The organism is Pseudomonas anguilliseptica, from assembly GCF_900105355.1.
GTDB lineage: Bacteria > Pseudomonadota > Gammaproteobacteria > Pseudomonadales > Pseudomonadaceae > Aquipseudomonas > Aquipseudomonas anguilliseptica.
Map to the genome: position 1 here is coordinate 1,476,929 of NZ_FNSC01000001.1, position 26,381 is coordinate 1,503,309.

Annotated in this window: 24 protein-coding genes and 1 riboswitch; of the genes, 4 read left to right on the forward strand and 20 right to left on the reverse strand. The window is 62.7% G+C overall.

The features are described 5' to 3' along the window. Window positions 1-178: 178 nt before the first annotated feature. Window positions 179-793, forward strand: coding sequence for a type 2 periplasmic-binding domain-containing protein (locus tag BLW24_RS07240; protein WP_244161104.1), 615 nt, complete (start codon window positions 179-181; stop codon window positions 791-793). Further along, complete coding sequence (locus BLW24_RS26410) at window positions 762-926, forward strand: hypothetical protein (RefSeq protein WP_244161105.1); 165 nt, start codon at window positions 762-764, stop codon at window positions 924-926. Before BLW24_RS07240 ends, BLW24_RS26410 begins: the two co-directional genes overlap by 32 nt. Here the strand turns inward: BLW24_RS26410 and BLW24_RS07245 are convergent. The 9 genes from BLW24_RS07245 to BLW24_RS07285 all read right to left on the reverse strand — a co-directional run bounded on the left by BLW24_RS07245 (window position 923) and on the right by BLW24_RS07285 (window position 12,971). Next, window positions 923-2,152, reverse strand: a complete 1,230-nt coding sequence (locus BLW24_RS07245; RefSeq protein WP_090378538.1) for a PepSY-associated TM helix domain-containing protein — start codon at window positions 2,150-2,152, stop codon at window positions 923-925. The genes BLW24_RS26410 and BLW24_RS07245 overlap by 4 nt on opposite strands. A 65-nt stretch (window positions 2,153-2,217) precedes the next feature. Continuing rightward, window positions 2,218-4,335: a TonB-dependent siderophore receptor gene (locus tag BLW24_RS07250; protein WP_090378540.1), complete on the reverse strand. Its 2,118-nt coding sequence runs from the start codon at window positions 4,333-4,335 to the stop codon at window positions 2,218-2,220. Window positions 4,336-4,580: 245 nt separating this feature from the next. Continuing rightward, a complete protein-coding gene (locus tag BLW24_RS07255; protein ID WP_090378543.1) occupies window positions 4,581-5,096 on the reverse strand; it encodes a DUF3617 domain-containing protein in 516 nt (171 codons plus the stop codon). 46 nt (window positions 5,097-5,142) lie between these two features. Beyond that, window positions 5,143-5,643, reverse strand: coding sequence for a GNAT family N-acetyltransferase (locus BLW24_RS07260; protein WP_090378545.1), 501 nt, complete (start codon window positions 5,641-5,643; stop codon window positions 5,143-5,145). A gap of 131 nt (window positions 5,644-5,774) precedes the next feature. After that, the gene (locus BLW24_RS07265) at window positions 5,775-6,197 is read right to left on the reverse strand and encodes a DUF1850 domain-containing protein (protein WP_090378547.1); all 423 of its coding nucleotides are present in this window, start codon (window positions 6,195-6,197) and stop codon (window positions 5,775-5,777) included. After that, window positions 6,194-8,221, reverse strand: coding sequence for a TRAP transporter permease (locus tag BLW24_RS07270; protein WP_090387652.1), 2,028 nt, complete (start codon window positions 8,219-8,221; stop codon window positions 6,194-6,196). The genes BLW24_RS07265 and BLW24_RS07270 overlap by 4 nt, the downstream gene beginning before the upstream one ends. 155 nt (window positions 8,222-8,376) lie before the next feature. Further along, complete coding sequence (locus BLW24_RS07275) at window positions 8,377-9,330, reverse strand: TAXI family TRAP transporter solute-binding subunit (RefSeq protein ID WP_090378550.1); 954 nt, start codon at window positions 9,328-9,330, stop codon at window positions 8,377-8,379. 416 nt (window positions 9,331-9,746) lie between these two features. Next, window positions 9,747-11,099 carry a sigma-54-dependent transcriptional regulator gene (locus tag BLW24_RS07280; RefSeq protein WP_090378554.1) on the reverse strand — a complete coding sequence of 451 codons (1,353 nt, stop codon included), beginning with the start codon at window positions 11,097-11,099 and terminating at the stop codon, window positions 9,747-9,749. Window positions 11,100-11,216: 117 nt separating this feature from the next. Continuing rightward, on the reverse strand, window positions 11,217-12,971 hold the full coding sequence (locus tag BLW24_RS07285; RefSeq protein WP_090387653.1) for a sensor histidine kinase: 1,755 nt from the start codon (window positions 12,969-12,971) through the stop codon (window positions 11,217-11,219). Window positions 12,972-13,104: 133 nt separating this feature from the next. Here BLW24_RS07285 and BLW24_RS07290 point away from each other — a divergent pair, with 133 nt between their 5' ends. Then, the gene (locus BLW24_RS07290) at window positions 13,105-13,926 is read left to right on the forward strand and encodes an AraC family transcriptional regulator (protein WP_090378557.1); all 822 of its coding nucleotides are present in this window, start codon (window positions 13,105-13,107) and stop codon (window positions 13,924-13,926) included. Here the strand turns inward: BLW24_RS07290 and BLW24_RS07295 are convergent, their stop codons facing one another. From BLW24_RS07295 to BLW24_RS07335, 9 genes are all read right to left on the reverse strand, one after another. After that, window positions 13,927-14,514, reverse strand: a complete 588-nt coding sequence (locus BLW24_RS07295) for a LysE family translocator (protein WP_090378560.1) — start codon at window positions 14,512-14,514, stop codon at window positions 13,927-13,929. A 106-nt stretch (window positions 14,515-14,620) separates the two neighbouring features. Further along, window positions 14,621-15,415, reverse strand: coding sequence for an HvfC/BufC N-terminal domain-containing protein (locus tag BLW24_RS07300; RefSeq protein WP_090378563.1), 795 nt, complete (start codon window positions 15,413-15,415; stop codon window positions 14,621-14,623). Then, window positions 15,406-16,251, reverse strand: a complete 846-nt coding sequence (gene bufB / locus BLW24_RS07305; protein ID WP_090378566.1) for an MNIO family bufferin maturase — start codon at window positions 16,249-16,251, stop codon at window positions 15,406-15,408. Before bufB ends, BLW24_RS07300 begins: the two co-directional genes overlap by 10 nt. A 56-nt stretch (window positions 16,252-16,307) precedes the next feature. Continuing rightward, window positions 16,308-16,565 (reverse strand): BufA2 family periplasmic bufferin-type metallophore, encoded by a 258-nt coding sequence (gene bufA2 / locus BLW24_RS07310; RefSeq protein ID WP_090378569.1) that lies wholly within the window; start codon window positions 16,563-16,565, stop codon window positions 16,308-16,310. 116 nt (window positions 16,566-16,681) lie between these two features. Then, window positions 16,682-17,701, reverse strand: a complete 1,020-nt coding sequence (locus BLW24_RS07315) for a FecCD family ABC transporter permease (RefSeq protein WP_090378572.1) — start codon at window positions 17,699-17,701, stop codon at window positions 16,682-16,684. Next, entirely contained in the window at window positions 17,698-18,684 is a 987-nt protein-coding gene (locus tag BLW24_RS07320) for an ABC transporter substrate-binding protein (protein WP_167360340.1), read from the reverse strand. The genes BLW24_RS07315 and BLW24_RS07320 overlap by 4 nt, the downstream gene beginning before the upstream one ends. Before the next feature lie 122 nt (window positions 18,685-18,806). Next, on the reverse strand, window positions 18,807-19,574 hold the full coding sequence (locus tag BLW24_RS07325; RefSeq protein WP_090378578.1) for an ABC transporter ATP-binding protein: 768 nt from the start codon (window positions 19,572-19,574) through the stop codon (window positions 18,807-18,809). After that, window positions 19,574-21,685, reverse strand: coding sequence for a TonB-dependent receptor (locus BLW24_RS07330; protein WP_090378582.1), 2,112 nt, complete (start codon window positions 21,683-21,685; stop codon window positions 19,574-19,576). Before BLW24_RS07330 ends, BLW24_RS07325 begins: the two co-directional genes overlap by 1 nt. A gap of 301 nt (window positions 21,686-21,986) precedes the next feature. Continuing rightward, a riboswitch (cobalamin riboswitch) is annotated at window positions 21,987-22,191 on the reverse strand. Window positions 22,192-22,351: 160 nt separating this feature from the next. Next, window positions 22,352-23,068, reverse strand: a complete 717-nt coding sequence (locus tag BLW24_RS07335; protein WP_090378585.1) for a (2Fe-2S) ferredoxin domain-containing protein — start codon at window positions 23,066-23,068, stop codon at window positions 22,352-22,354. Window positions 23,069-23,163: 95 nt separating this feature from the next. On the opposite strand from BLW24_RS07335, the gene BLW24_RS07340 reads away from it, so the two are divergent. Then, a complete protein-coding gene (locus BLW24_RS07340; protein WP_090375326.1) occupies window positions 23,164-24,144 on the forward strand; it encodes an IS5 family transposase in 981 nt (326 codons plus the stop codon). 252 nt (window positions 24,145-24,396) lie between these two features. Here BLW24_RS07340 and BLW24_RS07345 read toward each other — a convergent pair whose 3' ends face one another. Continuing rightward, entirely contained in the window at window positions 24,397-25,116 is a 720-nt protein-coding gene (locus BLW24_RS07345; protein WP_090378588.1) for a cobalt-precorrin-6A reductase, read from the reverse strand. Then, window positions 25,113-26,315 carry a precorrin-6y C5,15-methyltransferase (decarboxylating) subunit CbiE gene (cbiE, locus tag BLW24_RS07350; protein ID WP_090378590.1) on the reverse strand — a complete coding sequence of 401 codons (1,203 nt, stop codon included), beginning with the start codon at window positions 26,313-26,315 and terminating at the stop codon, window positions 25,113-25,115. Before cbiE ends, BLW24_RS07345 begins: the two co-directional genes overlap by 4 nt. Window positions 26,316-26,381: the final 66 nt, after the last annotated feature.

The window sequence follows — 26,381 nt, forward strand, 5'->3', positions numbered from 1 at the left end:
GGTAACAGCCATGGCCCCAGCGTGCAGGCGCAAAGCCAGTATTGGCGGCCATTGCAGCCATTTGGCAGGCATTTTTTTGCGCAGTTAGTCAGATTTAATCCGCGCTAAAGCTCCCGTGTCGGCGGGCAATTGGCTATGGTTGGCCTAGACCATACAGTTATCGTGCGAGATGCCGTCGATGAGACTTCTGCTGCCTTTGCTGACATGCCTGTCACTCCAGCTGTTGTCGCCTGCACAGGCCGAGACTTTTAAGGTCGGGGTCGAGCTGCAGCCCTACTTGCCTTACTCCAACGTGCAGGATGGCGAATACCTGGGCTATGGCCGTGACCTGCTGGACGCCTTTGCGGCGCACCAGGGCCATGAACTTATCTACCAGCCACTGCCGGTAAGGCGCCTGCTCAGCGACTTTCTCAACAACCGGGTGGATTTCAAATACCCGGACAACCCGCGCTGGAATGGCGATCTGAAACAAGGCCACACCCTGCATTACAGCCAGGCGGCGGCACCGGCCATCGATGGTGTACTGGTCAAACCGCGGTTTCTCGGCCAGGGCAAAGAGCGCCTTCGCCGCCTCGGCACCCAGCGCGGTTTTACCCCCTGGCCTTACTTGAATGACATCAAGGCGGGCAAGATTCTGCTGATCCAGGCCAACCAGATCGACTCGCTGCTGGCCATGGCCATGAGCGACCGCGTCGACGGCGTTTACCTCAACCCGCAAGTGGTCCGTCATCAACTCTATAAACAGCGCCGGAAGCGGCCTGGTGTTCGACCCCAAACTGCCTTATCAGGATAACCACTACTTCCTTTCCAGCATCAGCCACCCCGAAGTGATCAAACAGTTCGACGCCTTTCTCACCAGCCAGGCCGAGCTGGTGCAAACACTAAAAGACCGCCACGGCATCAGTGATCCGCTTAACGGCCATTAAGGTTGCTGCAACGCCCCCTGAGCTGCCAACCCACGGTGCTGATTACGCCGCTCACTTAATACCCGCGAGCGGCGCTTCTTCGCCCAGATAACGATGCCAGTCAGCGACAGCATGGCCACTACCAGCCCCAGCAGCGACACCAGAATGCGCCCCGGCATGCCGAGGATGCGTCCTGAATGCAGGGGGAATTGCGCCTGCATAAAGATATCCCCGGCACTCCCCGTGCCCGGAATCTGCGTGCCTGCCAACGCGCCGCTCTGCCCGTCCAGGTACAACCAGGGATTACCTAGGCCGCCATCACCGTGGTCGTTTTCTGCGGTGTAGAAGCCCACACCGTAAACATCGAATTCCGGCGAATAGAACACCCCGCCAGGGGGCTTATCCAAGCCCAGACGCGCCGCTTCAGCGGCTGCCAAGCTGACCGCTTCATCCCGGCTAATGCCTGGAAACTTCTGCTCATCGAGGCTGACCGGCGTACGGCTGGCGAACGGACTAGGCGTCAGTGGCGAGAACAACTCGACCAGCGGCCGCGTCACCTGCACGTTGAGGTTCATCGACACCGAGGTGACCGCCAGGATCAGCAGCAAGCCCCAGATCCACACCCCGCCGGAGCGGTGCAGGTCGAAATTCAGTTTGTACCCGCCCTGCTTCCAGCGAAAGGCGAAGGACTTGCGCCAGGCACGCCAGTTGGGGAAGGAGAGCCAAAGAGCTATAAAGCAATCCAGAGTCCAGACAATCGCGACGATACCGAACAGCAGAATGCCCAGCTCGATACCAAAACCCTCGGGGATATGCATGCTGTAGTGCAGCTTATAGAGGAACGGCATCAGATTTTCACGGCTCAGTGAAACCTCACCCCACATACGCCGTCCCTGCTCCTCACCAGTCACCGGGTCGAGGCCGATCTGGTTGAAGTCCAGCTCATAAGCCTTGCCCGTGGCCGGATCGATACGTGGGTTGACGCTGACGCCGAAGGAGTGACCCGGCTCGGTATACAGCGGCATAAAACCGACTTGCAGACGCGGGTCGCGCGCTTCCAACTGCGCCGCCAGGGCTTGCGGCGTTTGTGTCGGCCCCTCGCTACGCGCCTCGAACAACTGTGGGTTAAGCCATTCATCAACCTCGTGATCCCAGGAGATCACCGCCCCGGTCAGGCCGGAAACAAACAGGAACACGGCGATAAACAGGCCGAACCAACGATGCAGAAGAACCAGTGAGGCACGCATGGGCTATCTCGTCACGGTAAGTGGCAACATGCCGGCCGCCTCTGCGGCGCCGGCATGGCAGCTTTCTAGTAGTTCCAGCTGACCGTCATGCTGGCGTTGCGCGGGGCCGCATAGAAGCCCTGCTCCCAATACAAACTGGAGAGGTACTTCTCGTTGGTGAGGTTGTTGAGGTTGGCCGACACACTCCAATTCGGGTCGATGTCGTAGGCCGCCATCAAACCCACCACGGCGTAGTCGTCTTGTTCTATCCGTCCACCGCTACCATCGGCCAGACTAATCGAACGGTAGATATCGTCCTGCCAGCTCAGGTTCGCCCCCACTTTTAACTGTGGGTGCTGCGCAATGCGGTAGACGGTGGAGGCGCGCAGCATGTGCTTCGGCGCGTAGGTGCGCCCATGGCTATGGTCCGCATTCTGAATATCGACGTAGGTGTAGCCGCCCATTACCTGCAGACCCGGCAGCACCTCCCCGGACACTTCCAGCTCATAGCCTTCACTCAAGTAATCCGCTCCGTCATAGAGCTGTTTACCGCTAACGGGATCGAAACGAAGGGACTCCGCGACGTTGGACTGCTTGGTCTTAAACACGGCGGCCGAAACGTTCAACTTGCCGTCGAGCAGCTCACCCTTGATGCCGAGCTCGTAGTTTTCGCCTTCGATAGGGTCGAGACGCTGACGATCAGCGCCCTCTTCCTTCTGCGGGTTGAATATCTCGGTGTAACTGGCGTAGACCGAGTACTCATCGTTCAGGTCATAGACCAGGCCGGCGTAAGGCAGGATCGTATCGTTCTTGCGCTTGCGGTCGTTGCCATAGGAGAAACCCTCGGTCTTGAGGGTGATGGCGCGGGCGCCAGCGATGAAGGTCAGCTCATCAGTGAGGCTAAAGCGCGCCGCCGAGTAGAGGCTCTTCTGCTGGTCTTCATACTCACCACCGTCTGAGCTTCCCCAGACCGTCGGCTTGGGGAAAGCACCGTTATAGATTTGCTCCGAAGACACGGCGACAGATCGTCCCGGAATATAGCGCGACAGCTCTTCCACCTTGGACTTGTACCAATTGGCTCCCAGCACCAGCTCATGCTCGCGGCCCGCCAGGCTGAATGGACCGCCGATCGAGACATCAGCGATCCACTGGTGGAAGTCGGCTGAGTACTGCGACGGGTACCCGAAGAGCCCGTCACCCATCAGCGCATTCGGGGTGCCAAATACGTAGAACAGCTCCGAGTCGCTTTGCTTCTTTACATAGGTGACGCTGCCCTTGGCCTGCCAGCCGTTGGCGAAGTTGTGGGTCAGTTCGGTGAAGGTGCGTTGCTCTTGGTTGTTCCACCACGACCAGTCAGCAGCAGTACTGGTTGAACGCGACAGTTGGGTCGGCTTGCCAACCGAATCGAACAACGGCAGCGCACCCCACAACGGACTATTGGCATTGTTCTTGTCCAGGCTATAGCCAATGGAGAACAGCGTTTCGGGGTTCAGATCGGCTTCAAGCACGCCGTAGAACACATTGACCTCACGCGAATAACGATCAAGGTAGGAGTTCTTGTTTTCGTGGGCATAGACCGCTCGACCGCGGATAGTGCCCTCGTCGGTCAGCGCACCGGAGACGTCGGCCTGGATGCGCCGTTCATCCCAGGAGCCGGCAGTCAGATCGACCTGCGCCTGAGGCTTAAAGGTCGGGCGTTTGCGCACGAAATTGACGGTAGCGGACGGGTTGCCGCTGCCACTCATCAGGCCATTGGCACCTCGCAAAACCTCGATACGCTCATAGGGCGCAAGATCGATAGCGCCATCCTGGCCGCCGGATGAAAACGGGATACCCACACCATCGAACTGGAAGTTGGTGATATCGAAACCGCGTGAGGTGAAGTAGGTGCGGTCAGTCTCGATTTCCTCGACGGTAATGCCGGGGGTAAATTTCAGTACGTCGTTGATGCTGTTGAGCTGGAAATCATCAATCTGCGCACGGGTGATGGTCGACATCGACTGCGGTGTCTGCCGTGGCGTCAGATCCAGCTTGGTAGCGGCGCTGCTGGGCTGCGACTTGTAGTTGTCTGGCTGAGCGTCTGCGGTACTGCCAACTACGGTCTGAGCATCAAGCTGAACTGCCGCGCGGTCGGCGGCCAGGGCGTGGTTGAAGCTGCAGGCAGCGGCAATAGCCACTGCCAGGCGGGTCTTTCTGGACAACATAGGACTCTCCCCAATGCGAGTATCGAATGCCCTGCAGGGTCGTCCTTGGGTGCAGGAAGCGTTTAGCAGCACACGCAAATCGGCAAACCGAACGGCCAATCCAAATGCTAATGCTAATAATTATCGATGGTAGTTTCGCAGCAGTTTCCATCGCTGTCAACGCAAATGATCTTTATTACCATTTGAAGCGTCAGCGAGCGATTGCGACAGAATCCAGGAGCCTGCTTACCGAACCAGTACCCGCGTTAAGGGCGCTGTAACGCTCCGCAATCCGCCGCCACCCAGCGCGCATGGCTTTGCATACTGCTGCTCTGGCCGTCGAAGGTGCCGTTGACCGTTGAAGTGAACTCTTTGTCGCTGACAAAGCGCGTCTCGCCTTCGCCCTGGCCGTTGGGGCAGTTGAAGCGGAACTTCCATAACTCGGCGCTACGCTCAGTCACTTCATTGTTGCAGCCGGAATCAGGGTCTTGCATGGGGATTTGCTGGGCCTTGATCTGCGCTTCGCTCATGCAGATGCGCACGCCCTTGTCGCCCAACTGCACACCTTGCTGGGCCATCATCTGCTCCATCATCTGGCGCTGCTCGGGCGGCAGGTTTTTCATCTGCTCGAACATCTGCTCCATCCCCGGCACCGCCTGGCTGCCGACCTGCATAGTGTGCGAGCTGATTTCCCAGAGGCCGGGCTGGATATCCACCGCGCTGGCCAGAGCAGGCAGCATGCAAAGACTGAGTAGCATGGGATTACGGAGGGCGCGGCGCATAAGCGGCTCCTGAAATAAGTGGGCGACCCTGCAAGCGTAGACCCTGTTACGAAGCGTCCGCCTCGACCTCTTCACGATAGATACGCAGGCCGCGCGCCTGGTAGTTGGCCAGTGCGCTGGGGTGATCCAGGCTGCAGGTATGCACCCAGACCTTAGTGGTGCCGGGCCAGGCCCAGGCGGACTGCAGCGCGTGAGCGAGCAGCGGGCCGCCAAAGCCCTGACCGAAGAACGCCTCGGCCAGACCGAAATAGAGAATCTCCACCGCGCCGGCGGCATCGCGCAGCAGCTCGTAATAGCCAGCGATGGCGCCCTGGTGATAGGCCACCCAGGTGCGGTGATTGGGCTGCTCGATCAGCTCGCGCCACTGCGCGTCCGTCCAGCTCAGCTTGTCGGTCCACTGCCAGGGCTCGCCGACCAGCTGGTAAAGAAAGCGGTTGAGCTGAAACTGTTTGAACTGGCATTCCACCACGCTCAGGTCGGCCGGCAACGGCTTGGCGCGGATCTGCTCAGGGTGCTGCATGTCCAGGTAATAGGTGATGGTGCTCATAACATCCTGCTTGTCAGTCAATTTGCTGAAGCTAACCGTTACTGCAAACGAACAAAACCCCCACCGGCATCGCCAAATGGGGGTTCTCCTCTTTTTACGCCAGGGCTTGTGGCCCGGGAGCAGACGCCGCCTTAGCGGTCGTCCTGGCCTGCCGCCGAAGCGGCCGGGGAGCTTTGCTCACAGCTCCAGAGTTCCAACGCCGGCTGGGTCGCTTGTAACGGGCCGAGCCATTCACTCATCGAGTGGCAACGCTGGTTGAAACACAGTTGATAATCCCCTGCCTCGGGGGTTCGCCCCAAACGCAGTGGTTGCAAGGGGGGTAGCTGACGCTGGTAATGCCAGCTGCCCTCGCGCAGTTCGGCGCCGTCTGGAATCTCCATACCAGCCCCGGAACCCTTGACCCGCGCTTCGCCGAGGAGCAATCCCTCAGGCGTCACACGGTAATCCTCTTCCCAGCGAATCTTCTCGATGGTGTGTGTCCAGGCCAGGGTAAAACTCGGCGTGGGTACTTCTGCCCATACCGCGCCCGCCAGACCCAGGCACAAACCAATCACGCCGCCGCTACCTGGGCGCGATGCGCACGCCAGAAGTGCTGAGCGATAAACAGCGCCGCCAGGGCAAAGCCGATTTCGTCACTCATCGGCGTGGCCAGAATCAGGCTGGCGCCGGCAGCAAAGCCCAGCGCGCGCTCCCACCAGCTCAGTTTGGCCTGCAGGTAACCGGTAAACACCACACCCCAGATGCCGATGGCCAGCAGTGCCTTGAGCACCACATAGAGCGTGGCCAACAGGCTGTCGCCCTGCAGCATCAGCGCCGGCTCGTACACCGCCATAAACGGCACCACGAAGCCGGCTACGGCAATGCGAATCGCCCACAGGCTGATCTTCAGGCCGCTTTCCTTGGCAATCGGTGCGGCTGCAAAACAGGCCAGCGCCACCGGCGGGGTAAGGTCGGCCATGATGCCGAAATAGAACACGAACATGTGTGACACGATCAGCGGCACGCCCAGCTCCAGCAGCGCCGGCACGGCAATCGAACTGGTGATGATGTAGTTGGGAATGGTCGGGATGCCCATGCCCAGCACCAGGCAGGTGAGCATGGTCAGCACCAGCGAGAGGAACAGGTTGTCCTGACCGATGGCGAGGATATAGCCGGCGAAGGTCGAAGCCACCCCCGTCAGCGAAACCACACCGATAATCACCCCGACCAGGGCGCAGGCGATGCCCACCGGCACTGCATGACGCGCCCCTTCCACCAACGCGTGCAAGCATATGGTCAGGGTGTCGCGGCCACCTTTGATAAACCAGCACACCGCCACCAATAGCGCGACCACACCGAACACCACGCCGATGCCAAGCTGGAAGAAGCCGGCGCAGAGCACGCCCAGGGCAATCCAGAAGGCAAAGCGCATGACCTTGGACGACACCCGCAAAATGATCGCCGAGCCGAGAATCACGATGGCGGTCAGCGCCAGGCCGACCATCCCGGAGAACAGCGGCGTGCGCCCGGAGAACAGCAGGTAGATCAGGATGAACAGCGGAATCAGCAGGTACCAACGCTCTTTGATCGCGGTCCAGGGATTCGGGCACTGGTCTTTTGGCAGGCCCTGCAGGTTGGCGCGTTTGGCTTCCAGGTGAACCATCCAGAACACCGAGCCGAAGTACAGCATGGCCGGAATCAGCGCGGCCTTGGCCACCTCGAAGAACGGCACGTTGATCGTCTCGGCCATGATAAAGGCCACCGCGCCCATGATCGGCGGCATGATCTGGCTGCCCATCGACGAGGTCGCTTCCACGCCGCCGGCAAACGCCGGCTTGTAGCCGAAGCGCTTCATCAGCGGGATGGTGAACTGGCCGGTGGTGACCACGTTGGCCACACCCGAACCGGTGATGGTGCCCATCAGCGCCGACGACACCACCGAGACCTTGGCCGGGCCGCCGAGCTTGTGGCCGAACAGGCCCATGGCGAAGTCGGTGAACAGCTTGATCATCCCGGCCTGTTCGAGGAACGCACCGAACAGGATAAACAGGAAAATATAGGTGGCCGATACGTAGGTCGGCGTGCCATACAGACCCTCGGTGCCGAAGGCCAGCTGGTTGACGATCTGGTCGATGGCATAGCCACGATGCATCAGGTCGCCCGGCAGGTACTGACCGAACAGGCCGTAGGCGAGAAACAGTGCGCAGATAAATGGCAGGGCGATGCCCATCACCCGTCGCGCGGCTTCAAACACCAGCACGATCAGCACCAGGCCGACGACCATGTCGCTCTGGGTCAGATCACCGGAGCGTTGAATCAGATCGGCTTCGAAATACCACTGGTAGAACGCCGTGGCCATGCCGGCCAGGCCGAGTAGCCAGGCCATCGGTTGCCAAGGCTGCTCCTTGCCACGGGCGGGAAAGCAGAGAAACACCACCAGCAGCAGGAAGCCAACATGCACAGCACGCAGAATCTGGCTGGATACCGGGTGGAAAGCCGCGGTGATGATCTGAAAGATGGAAAACAGCAGCGCAACATAAAACAGCGCTTTCGGCCAATCGCTGGGGTTGGCGGCGAGGCCTTGGTTTTGCTCACTCATGAAGGTCACACCCTCGTTACAACGTCGATAGCGCAAGAGTCGCCAACAAAACCTGCCGTGGCCTGCACGCCGGTTTTATTCGCAGCTCTAGCTCGTGTCCGGAGAGATTGGCGCTGCGCACAGCGCCAACCTACACCTGCAACCCTTCAGCAGCCTTACAGTGCGCCAGCTTCCTTGTAGAAGCGCTCGGCACCTGGGTGCAACGGAATCGGCAGGCCCTTGGCAGCGCCTTCCAGCTTGATGTCCTTGGCCGCCGAGTGGGCGTTGCCCAGGCGCTCAAGGTTGTCGAACATCAGTTTGGTCATCTGGTAGGCCACTTCCTCGGACACACCGTCATGGCTGACCAGGATGTTCTGGATGGCCACAGTCGGTACATCGGCATCCTGACCGTCGTAGGTGCCGGCCGGGATCGCGGCAGCCTGGTAGGCGGCGTTGTCGATCTTCGCGGTGATCTCCGCCGGGATGGCAACGAAAGTGATCGGCAGGGTCGCGGCCAGGTCGCGAATCGCCGCCATGCCCAGGCCCGAGGACTGCAGGGTGGCATCCAGCTGACGGTTCTTGATCAGCTCGACCGACTCGGCGTACGGCAGAAACTCCACCTTGCCCATGTCTTCATAGCTCAGGCCAGCGGCCTTGAAGATGGCGCGGGCATTCAGCTCGGTGCCGGATTTCGGCGCGCCAACGGAGATGCGCTTGCCCTTCAGGTCAGCCAGGGTGGCAATGCCGGATTCCTTGCTGGCGACGATCTGGATGTAGTTCGGGTAGGTGCCGGCAATCGCCCGCAGCTTTTTCAGCGGCGCCTTGAAACCGGCGTCTTCCACGCCATTCCAGGCATCGGCCACCGAATCACCCAGCGCCAGCGCCAGCTCACCACGACCGGCTTGCAGCAGGTTGAGGTTTTCCACCGAGGCTTTGGTCGCTTGTACCGAGGTCTTCGAGCCTTCGATGCCGTTGCTATACAGCTGCGACAGGCCCACACCAATCGGGTAATACACACCGCTGGTGCCGCCGGTCAGGATATTGATAAAGGTCGGGGCGGCGAGAACGGCCGTGCTCGCGGTCAAGGCGGCAGCTGCCGCAAACAGGCTGAAACGTTTGGTCATTCGCATGGAAGAAACTCCGTCGTTGTTATGGCTTTATGCAAAGGTTGACGCCACGCAATGCGCTGACAGGGCGCGGTGCGCATGGCTAACGGGCAAGCAGAAAGGAGCCGGAGCTCACGCACGGGCAAGCGGTGCGCACAAGAGAGGGATGGCGCGACGAACGCGCGGATGGGGCTGGGCAGTGCATAGGGATAACCTCTTGTCTTTCTTATTGGCTGCCGGGCAATCGAGTGCCTGGCTGACAAGGGCTATAGCAGATGCCGTGCCAGCAAGAGAAAAGCCCGTGCTAGAGCCTTTACGCTGAGTGTGATCAACCCCCTGCAGGGTTTAATCAGCGGAAATCCGCTGCTGGAAAAATCCAGACAAGCGAAATTCCGCCGATAGAAACAGCGTAGCCCGGATGCAATCCGGGACGGCGGTTCTCAATCTTCGTCGCTGCTGCCGGCTGGCCGATAGCGGCTGCGCAGCAGGCCGTGGCGCTGCATCTTTTCGTTGAGGGTGCGGCGGGGTAGCTGTAGCAGCGCCATCACCTCGGTGAGGTTGCCCTGGCAGTGTTGCAGCGCACGGTGCAGGCACTGCGCTTCGAAGGCTTCCATCTGCTCGGCCAGGGATTGCACGGGCAACCCCTCGCCCGGCTGCATGTCGCCACTCAAGCCCAATGCATGGCGTTCAGCGGCGTTAATCAGCTCACGCACGTTGCCCGGCCAGTCGTGCCCCAGCAGTTGAGTCAGCTGCGTCGGCGTCAGCGCGGGCATCTCGCGCGCGTGGCGTTGCGCCGCCTGCTGGGCGAAGTGCTCGAACAGCAGGGCAATGTCTTCGCGGCGTTCGCGCAGCGGCGGAATGCGCAAGGTGGCGACGTTCAGCCGGTAGTACAGATCTTCACGGAAACGTCCAGCTTTGACCTCATCGAGCAGGTCCGGCTTGACCGCACTGATCACCCGCAGATCGACCTGAATGCTGCGGTTGGAACCGAGCCGCTCCAGGGTTTTCTCCTGCAGCACGCGCAGCAGTTTGACCTGCTGGGCCAGCGGCAGGCTTTCCACCTCATCGAGAAACAGCGTGCCGCCGTCGGCGTGTTCGATACGGCCGATACGCTTGCCCTGTGCACCGGTAAAGGCGCCGCTTTCATGGCCGAACAATTCGCTCTCGAACAGGTGCTCAGGAATCGCCGCGCAGTTGAGCGCGACAAACGGCTTACCGGCGCGGTTGCTGAAATCATGCAGGCAACGGGCAACCCGCTCCTTGCCGCTGCCGGTGTCACCGCGCAGGAGAATATTCACCGAGGTGCCGGCCAGTTCGAGGATCTGCCGGCGCAGGGTTTCCATCGGTTTGGACACACCCAGCAACTGCAACTCGATGTGGTCCTTGAGAGCGAACTGTTGGCGCAGCTGACGGTTCTCACAGACCAGACGGCGCTTGTCCAACGCACGGCGCACGCTGTCGAGCACGCGTTCAGGGGTAAAGGGCTTTTCGATAAAGTCATACGCGCCCTGACGCAGCGCCTGCACCGCCATCGGCACATCGCCGTGCCCGGTGATCAGAATCACCGGCAGGTCGCGGTCGCGCTCCAGCACGCTGTCGAGCAGCTGCAAGCCATCGGTGTCAGGCATGCGCACATCGCTGATGATGATGCCGGGGTAATCACGCTCGACCAGCGCCAGCGCGGCCTGCGCCGTGGCGCAGCTGTGCACGCTGAAGCCGGAGAGCTCCAGCCACTGCTGCACCGCCTCGCGGATTGCCACTTCATCATCGACGACTATTACGTGCCCGGTCATATCACCTCCTGATCAATCGGCGGCAGTGTAATGCCACGGTGCATCTGTAGGGTGGATGTCGCTCTTTACATCCACCAGCGGTGGCAGCCTTGGTGGATGGATACAGCGCCATCCACCCTACGCATCCGGTACAGCGGGCAGGCGCAGGGTAAAGATTGCACCCTGCTCAGCATTGGCCGCCTCCAGGCTGCCGCCCAGTTCGCGGACGATGCCGTAGGACACCGCCAAGCCGAGGCCCAATCCGGCACCCACCGGCTTGGTGGTAAAGAACGGCTCGAACACATGCTCCAGCGCCTCGCTGGCGATGCCGCCGCCGCTGTCAGTGATGCTCAGCAGGCACTGTTCGGCCTGGCGCTCGATGCGGATCTGCAACTGCCGCACGGTGCTGTCCGCCATGGCATCCAGGGCGTTGTTCAGCAAATTGAGCAGCACCTGTTCCAGGCGAATGGCATCGCTCAGCACCCGCGCCTCCGTGTCGATCTCGCTGTGCAACTGCACCTGTTCACTGCGCAAGCGCGGCGCCAGCAGTTGCAGGGCCTGCTCCAGCACATCACTCAAACGCAGCCGCTCGCTCAGCCCCGCCGGGCTTTTGCGGGCGAAGGTTTTCAGGTGGCCGGTGAGCCCGGCGATGCGTTGCAGCAGCGCATCGATACGCTGCAGTCCCTCGCGCACATCGTCCTGGCGACCGCTATCGAGCAACAGGCGCAGGCTGGCCAGTTGCATCTGCATGGCGGTCAGCGGTTGGTTGATTTCATGGGCCATGGCCGCCGACATCTGCCCCAACGCGGCCATCTTCGCCGCGTGCACCAGACCTTCCTGAGCCTCGCGCAACTCGGCGGTACGCAGCGCCACTTCACGCTCCAGGCGTTCACGAATGCCGGCCTGCAGACGCTGGTTCTTGCGCCGCTGGGCCAGGTAAAGCAGCAGAAACGCCAGGGTCATCCACACCCCGGCGGCAGCCAGGCGGTAGCTGCGCACGCTGTCGACCAGGGTTTTCGGCTCGTGCAGCAGGTGCAGGGTCCAGCCTTCATCGCCCAGGGCCTGACGCTGCCAGAGGTAGTCACGTGGACCATCCGGGCCTTGCACCCAGCGCCACTGGCTGTCGCTGTCGATCTGCCGGCGCAAGGTACTGGCCAGCGGTTGCAGGGCTTGTTCGGCGTACTTGCGCTCGTTGACCAGCTCGTCACGCTGCTGATCGCTCAAGGCCTCAAGGGCGAGAAAGCGCCAGGCCGGGCGGTTACTGAGGATCACCACCGAATGGCTGTCCGCCACCAGCAACACCCCCGATTGCCCCACCCATTCGCGCTGCAACTCTTCCCGCTCCAGCTTGACCACCAACACGCCCAGTACCACACCGCTGTCGTCGCGCACGGCATGGGAAAGGAAATAACCGGGAATGCCGGTGGTCACCCCCACGGCAAAATAGCGCCCGGAGGACTGACGTACGGCATCCTGAAAATACGGGCGAAAGGCGTAGTTGTTGCCGACGAAGCTGCTCCAGTCACCCCAGTTGCTGGCCACCAGGGTTTCGCCCCGTGCATCCAGCAGGTAGAGCACATTGGAACCCGCCGCTGCGTTGAGTTGCTCCAGACGCTGGTTAAGTTTGCGCCGCAACAGACGGTCATCCGGCGCACGCAGCAAGGCGCGAATATCGCTGTCCAGCGCCAGCACTTCCGGCACCGAACGAAAACGCTCGACCAGGGTATGAATCGACTGCGCATACAACTGCAACTGACCCCGCGCCTCGACACTGCGCACTTGCCAGGCACGCTGCTCGGCATAACGCCCGGCCAGCCAGATACTCGCCAACAACCCGAGCAGAATCAGCAGGACGATCAAGGCAACGCGGTAACGCAACAAAATGGCAGGCATGTGCGGCTCGTAACGAGGCGAAGCCGGCATGGTAAGGCAAAGCACTGTACCGCTCGACTGTTTGAACAACCCTCCCCGGCCGCTATAGTCAGCGCTTGGTCAAGGCGACTACGCCAGGGATGCATGATGAGCACTGAGCAACAGGTCACCCCCCCCACGCTTCTGGCGCGACCCCGCGCTGCCCTTTGTCGAAACGCGCGAAGCCCTCGATGGCCGTCTGCTGTGCTACGCCAAGCATTCCCATGAGTGTTTTTCGATCGGCACCATCACCCAGGGCCGCAGCACCTACCTCAATGAAAAGGCGCGCGAGCAGGTCGCCGCCGGCACGCTGGTGCTGATGAACCCCGGTGACGTGCATACCTGCAACCCCGTGGATGGGCAGCCCTGGTCGTATCGCATGTTCTACATCGACAGCACCTGGTTGGGCGAGCTGCAACACCAGCTGGGCTTCAGCCACAACCAGCCCCTGCAGCCCTTCTCCGCCATCCTCAGCCGCGACCCCAAGCTGTTCAACGGCCTCAATCAGCTGTACGACCTGCTCAACGATGCATCGGTCGATCACCTGCGCAAAGAATGCGCTCTGCTCGACTATTTCAGCACCCTGCAACAGCGCCTGGCCCCCGCGCCGGCTCCGATCCGCGAGGACAACCCGCGCATTCGTCTGGCCGCAGAATTTATCCGTGCGCACTGCACCCAGACGCTCAAGCTGGAAGACATCTGCAGCGCCGCCGAGCTGTCGCCCTCCTACCTGACTCGCAGTTTCCGCCAGCACTACGGTATGACCCCGCATGCCTACCTGCTCAACTGCCGCGTGCAAGTGGCCCAGGCCGGGCTGAAGCGTGGCGAGTCGATTGCCGAGGTGGCGCTGGACGCCGGCTTTGCCGATCAGGCGCACTTGCAGCGCACCTTCAAACAGCTGCTCGCCGCCACCCCTGGGCAATACCGCCGCGCCTGATCAGACCAGCAGATAAACCGCTGACAGCACCAGCAGCAAGGCCAGGCCGCGATTGAACCGGCGCAGGTACAGCGGATTCTCCAGATACTGGCGCAGGTAAACCCCAGCCAGCGCCCAGCAACTGATCGACAGATAACAGATCACGAAATACAGCGCCGCGAACTGCCCCACCCGCCACAGATCACCATCCGCCGCATAGGCACCCATCCCTGCCATCGAGGCCAGCCAGGCCTTGGGGTTGAGCCACTGCATCAGCGCGCCCTTGAACAGCGACGGGCGCTGCTGCGCGTCGTTGCCACTCAGCTGCCCGTCAGCCCGGGCCAGGCCGTAGGCCATGTACAGCAGAAAGGCGACACCAAAATAAGCCACCCAGTGCGTCAGCGCCGGCCATTGCTGCAACAGCTGCTGCAAACCCAGGCCCATGGCCAGTAACAACGCGGTAAAGCCGAATGTCGCCCCGGTGACATGGCGCATGCTGCTGCGCAGCCCATGGCGCGCGCCGGCGCTGAGGGCGAGCAGGTTGACCGGGCCGGGAGAGATCGAAGCAGCGAGGGCAAAACCCGCCATGGAATAAACCAGCGTATTCATCACACACCTGTCAGCACAACCAAAGGAGATGCCAGGCTGACAGGCGCGCGCTGCAGGGTATTGAAGGAAAATGCCCTGCCGGAGTTTTCCCGACAGGGCAGAACAATCAGCGCGAGAGGTGATCGGCCCGCTGCAGCAGGCCGTCCGCCAACCACTGACGCAACCAGCTCACCGCCTGCACCGGCGCCTGTTCGCCCAGGTGCGCCAGCTCGCCACACAGCTCGGCGAAGCCCCAGCCCTGCACGGCCATGCCCTGAAGTGCCACTGCTTCATCGGCCGCCAGGCTGCGGTAGCGGGTAATCAACTGATCACGCCAGACCACACAGGTCTCTGTCGCAACCAGTGGCTGGCTGCCAGGGAAGTCACCCTGCTCCTTGCCCGCGCGCCAGATCGCCAGGCTGTTATGCCGGCACGCCAGCCACTGCACGCTCGGTAACAAACGCACCTGCAGGGTCGGCCAGGCTTCGGCCGGCAGTTCGGCCATCTGCATCAGGCTCAGGGGCTGGCCTTCCGGTGCATCAAAGGCCAGGGTAAAGGCCCATTCCAGCCGTGCCAGCTCACTGAGTGGCGCGGCCTGGGCGGGAATCAGGTAGCCGTCGATAAAGTCAGCCAGCTTTGCGCCTAACCAGCGCAGGCTGAAATGCTGCGAGTGATGCGCATCGAGATAGGCCAGGGCCAGGGCATCGAATTCCTCGTCACCGAGCCAGCCATGCACCGCCGGATAATCACCACGCAAGGCTTCCAGCAGGCGCGCGCGGTAGGCGTTGTGGTAAATCGCCAAGCCCTGCTCGGCACTCAGCGCCGCGCTGCCCAGCAGACTGGCCTGCAGCGCCGAATTGGGCTGGGCATCGGGATTGAGCAGGTAGGCCTGCACCTGCGCCTGCCAGTCGCTCAGGCGCATTGCGGTGTGCCTTGCAGCGCTTGGGCTGCAAACCGGCGCGCAGTGTTCAGCTCGTCGAGCAGCACATCCAGGTCGGGGAAATGATCGTCACGCTCCAGCAACGTAGAGACCGGCCCGAGGTGCTGCAGGGTTCGTTGATAAAGCTGCCAGACCGGGTCGCTGACCGGTTGATCATGGGTATCGATCAGGTAGCTGCCGTAATCGCTGTGGCCGGCCAGGTGCAGCTGACGGATGCGCTGCTTGGGCAGGCTGCTGATAAAGGTCCAGGCATCGAAGCCGTGGTTGCGTGCGCTGACGTAGACGTTATTGACGTCCAGCAACAGCTCACAGCCGCTCAACTCGCTGAGTGCAGCGAGAAACTGCCATTCGCTGAACTGATCATCGGCGCAGCGCAGGTAACTGGAAACGTTCTCCAGCACCAGCGGCCGTTCGATCACGTCCTGCACCTGGCGCACCCGCGCGACCACATGCTGCAGGCTCTCCTCGGTATAAGGCAGCGGCAGCAGGTCGTGCAGCTGGTGGGCATTGCCCCGGCTCCAGCACAGGTGATCGGAGATCCACGCCGGCTGCACGCGCGCGGCGAGGTGTTTGAGCTGACGCAGGTAGTCGCGGTCCAGCTCATGCGGGCCGCCAATCGACAACGACACGCCATGCATCACCAGCGGGTACTGCTCGCCGATGGCATCGAGAAAGTAGAGGGCCTTGCCGCCCGCTACCAGGTAATTTTCCGAGACGATCTCGAACCAGTCGATCGCCGGCCGTTGTTCGAGAATGGCTTGGTAATAGGTGCTGCGCAGGCCCAGGCCAAAGCCCAGATTACCGCGTTGAGCATTCATTGCTGGCTCCTTGCAGGGTGATGCGGGGCAACCGCGCGGCGGCCGCCCCGGCTCACTTACTCGCCGACAGTACCTTTGGCGGCATTGCACTCAGCGAGGGTCATCGACTTGAAGCCGTGACCTTTGCAAGCACCCTGACCTTTGCAGCTGTTTTCGGCGGTTTTGCAATCATTCTGGCCTTTGCAGGACGTGACGCCGTAACAATGTACTTTGGCTTCTTCAGCCACTGCTACGGTGCTTGAGAGACCAGCAAACAGGCTGGCAGCAGCGAAGGCGATAGCAGCACCAGTAGCAGCGGTAGATTTCATGTTCATGTCATATCCTCGGGTGATCTGGGTTGGCCGGACGAAAAGGGTTTTGTGTGCCGGCATTCAACTAGAGCGACGAGACGAACAGGCGTTACAGCAGCGCTGAAAAAAACTTTAGCGATTCAGCGCCGACGCAGCAAAAACACGAAAAACACCCCGCCAATTGCTGCCGTGGCGATGCCGATGGGCAGGTCCTGCGGCGCCAGCAGGGTGCGCGCGGCAACATCCACCCAGACCAGAAACAGCGCGCCAAGCAGCGCACTGACCGGCAGCAGGCGACGGTGTTCGGCGCCCACCAGAAAGCGCGCCACGTGCGGCAGGATCAGCCCGACAAAGCCGATGGCACCGCTCAGCGACACCAGCACCCCGGTCAGCAGCGAAGCGCAGACAAACACCAACAAACGCACCCGACGTGGCTCCAGCCCCAGACTCACTGCGCTGTGTTCACCGGCCATCAGCGCATTCAGCGCCCGCGCCAGACCGAGTAACAGCAGCAGGGCCAGCATCAAGCACAGCGCCGGCAACCAGAGCAGTTCCCAACGCGCCAGCCCGAGGCCGCCGAGCATCCAGAAGATCACCGAACTGGCGGCATGGTGATCACCGAGAAACAGCAGCAGGTTGCTTGCCGCCATCATCACAAACGACACCGCCACCCCGGCCAGCAACAGGCGGCCACTCTCCAGCCGGCCGCCGCGACTGGCAATCGCCAGCACCAGCAGCATGCTCACCAGCGCGCCGACAAAGGCTGCCAGCGGCAGGCTGAGCAGGCCGATAAATTCCCCCAGGTACAGCACCACAATCACCGCACCGAGCGCCGCACCGGAACTGACACCCAGCAGATGCGGATCAGCCAGCGGATTGCGGGTAACCGCCTGCAACGCCGTGCCGACCAGCGCCAGCCCGGCCCCCACCAGCGCACCGAGCACCACCCGTGGCGCACGGATCAGCCAGACGATGCTGTCCTGGGCGCTGCTCACCGCCTGCGCCGGCTGCAGGTCAAACAGGCGCTGGCCGAGAATCTCCAGCACGCGCGGCAAGGGCACCGGCGCGGCGCCAAAGCCCAATGACGCGGCGCAGGACAAGGCCAGCGCCAAGGCCAGCACCAGCAGCAACAGGCGGTAGGCGCGCGGGCTGCGAATCATTGGCCGAACGCCTGCGGGTGCAGCGCGGCGGCCAGGGTTTCGATGGCGGCGGCATTTTCCAGGCTCGGCGTCACCGCCAGGTACGGCAGCACCACAAAGCGCTGTTCACGAATCGCCGTCAGCCCCTGCAACGCTGGATGTTGCAGCAGAAAATCACGCTTCTGCGCCGCGCTACGCTCGCCGTAATCGACGATCAGAATCACCTCGGGGTCGCTGCTGATCACCGCTTCCCAACCAACGCGCACCCAGCTCGCGGCCAGCTCATCCATCACATTGCGCCCGCCAGCGGCCTCGATCAGCGCCTGTGGCATGGCCAGGCGGCCGGCGGTAAACGGGCTTTCCTCGCCGCTGTCGTAGAGAAATACCCGTGGCGCCGGGCCACTGTCGGCCAGGCGGGCGCGTACCGCCGCCACCCGTTGCTGCATGCCCTGCACCAGCGCTTCGGCGCGCGGCTCCACGGCGAAGATGCGGCCGAGGTTGTGCAGGTCGTTGTAGACATCCTCCAGGCTGGCCACCCGACGTGGCATGACGTGGGCGCAGGACTCGCTCAGCTCGTACACCGGGATGCCGAATCGCGCCAGGCTGGCCGGGGTGACTTCACCGCCGACGCGCATGCCGTAGTTCCAGCCGGCAAAGAAGAAATCCGCCTCGGCGTTGAGCAGGTTCTCCAGCGACGGGTGCCGCGCCGCCAGCTCGGGCAAATCGGCCAGCTGCGCCATCAGCTCGGGGTTGGGGGTTTTCCAGGCGCTGATACCACTGTAACCGACCATTCGTGATTTCAGCCCGAGGGCCAGCAGCATGCCGGTCAGGTTGATGTCCTGACTGACGGCGCGCTGCGGCGGTTGCGCGATGCTCAGCTGACGGTCGCAGCTGGTGACCGTGACGGCCAGCGCCGGGGTGGCTGCAAACACCAGTCCCAGCAGCAGTAAATATGGGAGGGGCCGGGCGGCGTTTTGCTTCGGCAGCGACCAGTGTTGACACATCGCGGCTAAAGCCCCTCCCACAACGGCAACACACATTTGTGGGAGGGGCTTTAACCGCGACTCATAGACGCTAAACCGCTCAAGTTGCTCTAGGGTAGAGCCAGTGTATTCGCCAGTATTCATCAAACTATCCAGGTAATACGCGGGTGCCCCGCGAGAGGATGACGGTCGACCAGCGCCTGCACGCCATACACCTCGGCCAGCAGCGCTTCCGTCAGCACCTCATTCGGGGTGCCGCTGGCCACCACGCGGCCGTGGTCGAGCACATACAGGCGGTCGCAGAAGGCCGCTGCCAGGTTGAGATCGTGGAAGCTGGCCAGGGTCGCCAGGCCAAGGGTCTTGATCAGCCGCAGCAGCTCCAGCTGGTAGCGTGGGTCGAGGTGATTGGTCGGCTCATCAAGGATCAGCAGCGTCGGTTGCTGCACCAGCGCGCGAGCCAGCAGCACGCGCTGCTTCTCGCCGCCGGAGAGATGGGCGAAGGCCTGGCGCTTGTGCTCAGTCAAACCCACCCGCGCCAGCGCCTGCTCGACCAGGGCAACATCGGCCTGATCATCACCATCGAACAGGCCCTTGTGTGGCGTGCGCCCCATGGCGGCGACTTCGGCCACGGTCAGGCCGAAGTCCTGGGGAAACTCCTGCAGCACCACTGCCACCCGCTGCGCGCACCAGCGCGGCGAACGGCTCCACAGCGCTTCGCCGTCCAGCTCGACACGGCCCTGATCAGGCCGCTGAAAGCGGTAGGCGCAGCGCAGCAGGCTGGTCTTGCCGCTGCCATTGGGACCGAGCAGACCGACCAGCTGACCATCGCCCACCGCAAGCTCGATGCCGTCGAGCAAGGCCTGCTCGCCGTTGGGCGACCAGGCCAGCTCGCTGATCTGCAAGCGCGGCATCAGAAACGGTAATCGGCAGTGACGAACAACGAACGCGGCGCGCCCAGGTACCACTGCTGGCCATCGCTGCTGCCGGTGGTGGCGTACTGGCGGTCGAACAGGTTGTTCAGCTCCAGGCCCAGGCGCACGTCCGCCTGCACCTGCCAGCCGATATTGGCATCGACCACGGTGTAGCTCGGCAACGTCACAGTGTTCGCCGTGTCGGCGTAGCGCGCATCGACATAACGCGCGCCGATACCGGCCTGCACCTGCTCGCTCAGCGCCTTGCTCAACCACAGGTTGGCGGTGCGCCGTGGCACGTTGGTCGGCCGATTGCCGCTGCGGTCACCACCGGCCTCGCGGAAGTCGTCGTACTCGGCACGCACCAACGCGGCGTTGGCCGACACCTGCCAACCCTGCCCCAGCGCCAGTTCCAGAGTAGCTTCCAGACCGTCGGATGACTGCTGGCCGATCTGCTCGGTCGGCGCGGTCGGGGTGGCACGGCTGAGCAGCTTCTCCTTGACGATATGGTAAGCGGCCAGCGTCCATTCGCCCTGGCCATTCCAGAACGCCTGCTTGAGGCCGATCTCGGTCTGCTTGGCCTCGCTCAGGTCGAACTGCTGCTGCGTCGGATTGAGCGTCAGCAGGTTGCTCACGCCCTCGGTGCTGGTGGCGTACTGGCCGTACAGCGACAGCTCTGGCGTAACCTCGAAGACCAACCCGGCGCGCCAGTTATCGCCCGTCAGGCTGCGGTCGGCACTGCTGTCGGCCAGCAGGTTGTCGCGCTGGATATGCACCTGATCGCGGCGCACACCGCTGACCAGCGACAGGCGGTCGGTCAGCTGGGTGCGGTTCTCTGCGAACAGCGAGAACTGCCGCGCCAGGTTGCGCTCGCGCGGGCCATAACCCAGCGGATCGGTGCTCTGATACTGGCCGCCACCGCTGCCGGCAAGCGGCACCGTGTCAGTGAAGCTGCTGGAAAAATCGTGCTGACGGGCGAAGTGGATGCGGTTGTAATCCACGCCCACCACGGTGCGACTATCCAGGCCGAACAGGGCGTGTTCCAGGGTGAAGGTCTGGCGATCGCCGACCTGCTCCTGGGTGTGCTTGATCTCGTAGAAGTCGCTGCGCTTGACCTGATCGCCCGGCTGCCAGCGGTAGGACTCGGCATTGCGCCAGTAGCGCTGGGTCTTGATGTAGTAGAGCTGGTTACTGGCGGTCAGGGCGTCATTGATCCGCCAGTCGCTGACCAGTCGGGTGATCTGATCGTTGTAGCGAACCTCGGCGTTATCGACGTTGTAATTGCGCTCGCGCAGGCTCTCGCGATACTTGCCCGCGACCAGCGGCGTGCCCAGGTAGCGCTGCGGGTCCTGATCGCCCTGATCATGGGACAGGGTAAAACTCAGCGCATCGCTGGCATCCCAGCGCAGGGCGGCGCTGAGCGCCTGGCTCTGCGACTCGCCGTCATCGACCCAGCCATTGCTGGCCTGCTGATTGAGGTTGAGGCGGTAGCTCAACGCATCGCTGAGCGAGCCACCGCTGTCCAGCGCGGCCTGGCGACGGTCGTCGCTGCCGTAGCCGATACGCAGCTGGTTGCTGATGGCGCCGCTAAACGGCTTTTTCGGCACCACGTTGATCACCGCGCCGGTCGCGCCTTCACCGTAGAGCACCGAGGCAGGGCCGCGCAGCACGTCAACGCGCTCCACCGACCAGGTGTCGACCGGGAAGGTCACGGTGCCGGCCCCGACATACTGGCGGGTGCCGTCGTACAGCTGCATGGTCGCGCTGTGCCCGGTAAAGCCGCGCGCCGACAGTGCGGTGCCGCCATTGCCGGGGCTGCCGATGCTGCTGATGCCAGGGGTGCGGGTGACCGCGTCCTGTACGCTGAGGTTGTTGCGCCCGCGCACCTGCGCGCCGCTCAGGCTGCTGGTGCTGGCCGGGGTTTGCAGAGCCGTCAGGCCCAGGCGCGAACCGCTGCTGGTGGGCGTATGCAGATCGCTTTCGCCCTCCGCAGCAACCTTGACCTGCACGGTCGTGGCCGGCAGATTGACCGGGGACTCGCCCGCCACAGCCGTACCGACCAGGCACAGGGCAAGGGAAACAGAGAGTTGAGACAGGGGATAGCGCGCCATGATGCTTCCATCGCAAAAGGGATAGGCACGGCAATCCCGATGGAAACGCGCAACAGCAAAACACGGGCGCACAGGCACCCACGATCGGCGTCAACGCCCGCCCACCGCGGGTTGCCAAACAGTTGGGAGTTGCCGCTGCGTGCTAAACGCAGCGGCTAGATAACCCTAAGAACCTGTTTACGATCTCGCGAGCTAGAGCCAGACAAGGCAGAAATGACCAAGGGCGCGGAGTTTACTGGTTGTAAATGAGCAGCCCGAGGTCATTTCTAACGCCGGATGGCCGACGCGCAGCAGATCGTAAACAGGTTCTAAGAATCAGGCCGGTCTCCGGGCTTACGAGGGTCATGACGTCATCGCCTTCCCATGCAGAAACTGCACAGTGGCATCGTGATGACGTCGCTCGCTTACCGTTGCGGGGGCAGCGTCGGACTGGCCCAAAGGGCGCACCGACTTCCCGTTTAACCTCACGCACGGCGGCGTGAGACACCTGAAACGGCGCGGATATGACCATCCGCGCCGGCACAAGTCAAGGCATCAGCTCGACAAGGCCAGCCGCTCAAGGGCGAGGGTTACATCTGTGGGAGGCGCTGGGCGGCATTCCGCTTTAGCGGCGACTTCTGATAAGTGATCGAGCGGCTGTAGTCGCGGCTAAAGCCCCTCCCACACTCAGCCCTTATCAATCCGCAGCTCAGGCACGGCGCGGCCGGCCACCAGACGCTCATCGACCAGGCGGATCAGCTCGGCTTCATCGCGCACGCGGAACCACTCGCCGGCCGGGTAGAGGCTAGCGGTCGGGCCCAGATCACAGGGGAACTGGCACTGTGTACGGGTGATATGCACCCCGCCCTCGCACTCCAGTTTGCCGGCGGCCTTGAGGCGCTGACGCAGAGTTTTCCACAGGTCCAACGCACCGCGCCGGGTGCAGCGCGGGCCGTTGCACAGCAGCAGGCGCTGGGCGTGAGGCGGAATCTGCGACCAGGCGTGATGCCCCGGCACGGCGGCCACACCGACACAGGGCAGGTGCAGCTCGGGGCGTTCGATCAGTGCGCAGGCGACCTCCACCGGCAAGCCGTCGGCCTGGCCGATGGCACTGACGACAAACAGCTGCTCAGGATTGGCCTGCCGGCTTAGTTCACTGCGCAGCCAATCGAGGTGCGGGCTGCTGCTCGCAGGCTCCAGATCGATCACCAGCAGCGGCCGCTCGCCCTCGGCCACGCGCTGCCAGAGCGGCGCATAGCTTTCACTGGTGTCGACTATATCGGCCAGCGCCGCTTCCCCGCGCAGCTCAGCCAGACGGCGGCGCAGCAGCTCGGTAAACGAGCCCTCGGCAAGCTCAGGGCCGACAAACAGAATGCGGGCGTAGGGGGAAACGGACGTGGTCATGGCGGCCTCCAAAGCGGGGCGGCAGTCTAGGGATGGTCTGAAAAAGACTTCCTGATTTTGGCAAAATATCCGCACTCCACCCGCCGAGTTTTCCGATGAAGCAGATGACCTTCGCCGACGCCGAGTACGCCGGCAAGCGCAAGCAGACCCGCAAAGAATTGTTCCTGATCGAGATGGATCGGGTAGTGCCATGGAAAGGGTTGATCGCTTTGATCGAGCCGCATTATCCAAAGGGTGAAGGCGGCCGACCGTCCTATCCGCTGATGGCGATGCTGCGAGTGCATCTGATGCAAAACTGGTTCGGTTACAGCGATCCGGCGATGGAAGAGGCGCTGTACGAGACCACCATCCTACGCCAGTTTGCCGGGCTGACTCTGGAGCGCATTCCTGACGAAACCACCATCCTCAACTTCCGCCGCTTGCTGGAAAAACACGAACTGGCTGCCGGCATCCTGGCCGTGATCAATGGCTACCTGGGTGACCGTGGTTTGTCGCTGCGCCAAGGCACCATCGTCGATGCCACGCTGATCAACGCGCCGAGTTCAACCAAGAACAAGAACGGTAAGCGTGACCCTGAGATGCACTCAACCAAGAAAGGCAATCAGTATTACTTCGGCATGAAGGCGCACATCGGGGTGGATGACGAGTCTGGCTTGGTGCACAGCGTGGTGGGTACTGCCGCCAACGTGGCGGATGTCACCCAGGTCGATAAGCTGCTGCACGGCGAGGAAAACATGGTGGGGGCCGATGCCGGATATACCGGTGTCGAGAAGCGCCCCGAGCATGAGGGCCGTCAAGTGATCTGGCAGGTTGCAGCACGGCGTAGCACTTACAAGAAACTCGGTAAGCGCAGCGCGCTGTACAAAGCCAAGCGCAAAATCGAGAAGGCCAAGGCCCAAGTGCGAGCCAAGGTCGAGCATCCGTTTCGGGTGATCAAGCGTCAGTTCGGTTATGTGAAGACGCGCTTCCGTGGCCTGGTCAAAAACACGGCGCAACTGGTGACTTTATTCGCGCTGTCAAATCTGTGGATGGCGCGCCGACATTTACTGACGAATGCAGGAGAGGTGCGCCCGTAATGCTGGAAATGGCTGCCGCGAGGTGCTCGCGGCGGCTAAAAACACAGAAATGAGCCGGTAATCTGATCGTTTTTGATCGATTTATCACTTTCGAAATCAGCAGAGGCTGACGTCAGCCAGAAATGCATGGCTACTTCAGAGGATCCCTAGCAGGGGATTTTTTGCATTTGGCACGTAGGGTGGATAACGCCGTTTTTATCCACCATGCAGTTGGTGGATGGGTGAAGCGTCATCCACCCTACCTGGATCGCTCTACAGCTGCAGCGCCTCAGCCAGCGCTTCGAGGCTGACAAACTCGCGCTCCACATTCGGCAAGAGCGGCCGACGCAGCAGCAGCACCAGCAGGCCCAGCTCCCGCGCCACCTGCAGTTTCGGCTCGGTGGACTGGCTACCGCTGTTCTTGCTGATCAATACATCGGTGCCCAGGCGGGCGAATAGCGCGCGTTCCTCGTCCAGCGCGAACGGCCCGCGCGCACCGATAATCTCGGCACGCGGCACGCCTTGCTGCGCCGTCAGGCAGCGCACGGTCCAGTGCTGATGCGGGGGAATCTCGTGCAGGTGTTCCAGCGGTTCGCGGCCGAGGGTAAATAGCGGACGACGGAACGGCACCAGCGCTTCGATCAGCCCGGCCCAGTCGTCCACTTCACGCCAGTCATCGCCCTCGCCGGCCTGCCAGCCGGGACGACGCAGCGCCCAGCAGGCGATCCCGCTCAGCTCGGCGGCGCGGGCGGCATTGGTGCTGATCTGCGCGGCATAGGGGTGGGTCAAATCCAGCAGCAGCTCGACGCCCTGTTCGCGGATAAACGTCGCCAAGCCTTCAGCTCCGCCAAAGCCGCCGACGCGCACCTGACAAGGCAAGTCATCCGGCACCCGGCCCAACCCGGCCAGGCTGTAGATAGCATCTGGACTTAAACGGCGCGCTAGGCGCAACGCCTCGGTGGTGCCGCCGAGCAGCAGGATGCGCGGGCTCACGGCTTGCGCACCTCCAGCAGGGTGATCGGCAAGGCGCTGCGCCAGGTGTCGAAACCGCCCAGCGGCTGCGCCTGAGCCACGCTAATGCGGGTCAGCTCGCCGCCCACCTGCTCGCGCCAGGCCAGCAGCGCCGCTTCGCTTTGCAGGGTTACGGCATTGGCCACCAGCCGCCCGCCTGGTTTCAGGCTGGCCCAGCACTGCTCCAGCACGCCAGGGATGGTCACCCCGCCGCCGATAAAGATCGCATCCGGCGCAGCCAGTCCGCTCAGTGCTTCGGGCGCACGGCCGGCGACCAGTTGCAGGCCGGGCACGCCGAGGGCATCGCGGTTGTGCTGAATATGCGCCTGACGGCCGGCATCGGCCTCGATGGCCAGCGCCCGACAACTAGGGTACGCGCGCATCCACTCGATACCGATGGAGCCGCAGCCGGCGCCGACATCCCAGAGCAGCTCACCGGGTTGCGGCGCCAGGCGCGCCAGGGTGATGGCGCGCACGTCGCGCTTGGTCAGCTGGCCGTCGTGCCGATAGGCGTCGTCCAGCAAACCTGGAGTGAGCGGCAGCAAGCGCGCCTCGACACCCGCCACGCACTCGACCGCCAGCAGATTAAGATCGGCAGCACGCGGCACTGCCCAATCGCTGGCCAGGCCATCGATGCGTCGTTCCTGAGCGCCGCCCAGATGCTCCAGCAGGGTCAAACGGCTAGGGCCAAAACCGCGCGCCCGCAGCAACTCGGCCACCGCCGCCGGGCTGTCGCCGTCATTGCTCAATAACAGCAGCCGCGCTCCGGGGAAAAGCTGCGCCTGCAACGCCGCCAACGGCCGCGCCACCAGCGACAGCACCCTCACCTCCTGCAACGGCCAACCCATACGGGCGGCGGCCAGTGACACCGACGAGGGCGCAGAAAACACCCGCAACTCCTCAGCCGGCAGCTGCCGCGCCAGGCTTGCGCCAACCCCATAGAACAGCGGGTCACCGCTGGCCAGTACGCATACCGGCATCCCGCGCCGCGCCAATACCGACTCCAGGCTAAAGGGGCTCGGCCAGAGTTCGTGCTGCCCCGGCAGATCGCTGGGCAACAGCGCCAGCTGCCGTGGGCTGCCGACTATCCACTGCGCCTCGCCCAGCGCCCGCCGCGCCGCCTCACCCAGGCCGGCATAGCCGTCTTCACCAATGCCTACCAGGGTTAACCAGGCCGTCATGCGCTTTCCTCAAACCGACATTAGCGCGTCGCCCGACCAGCTGGCTGTCGTGCCTGCGCGCAAAGC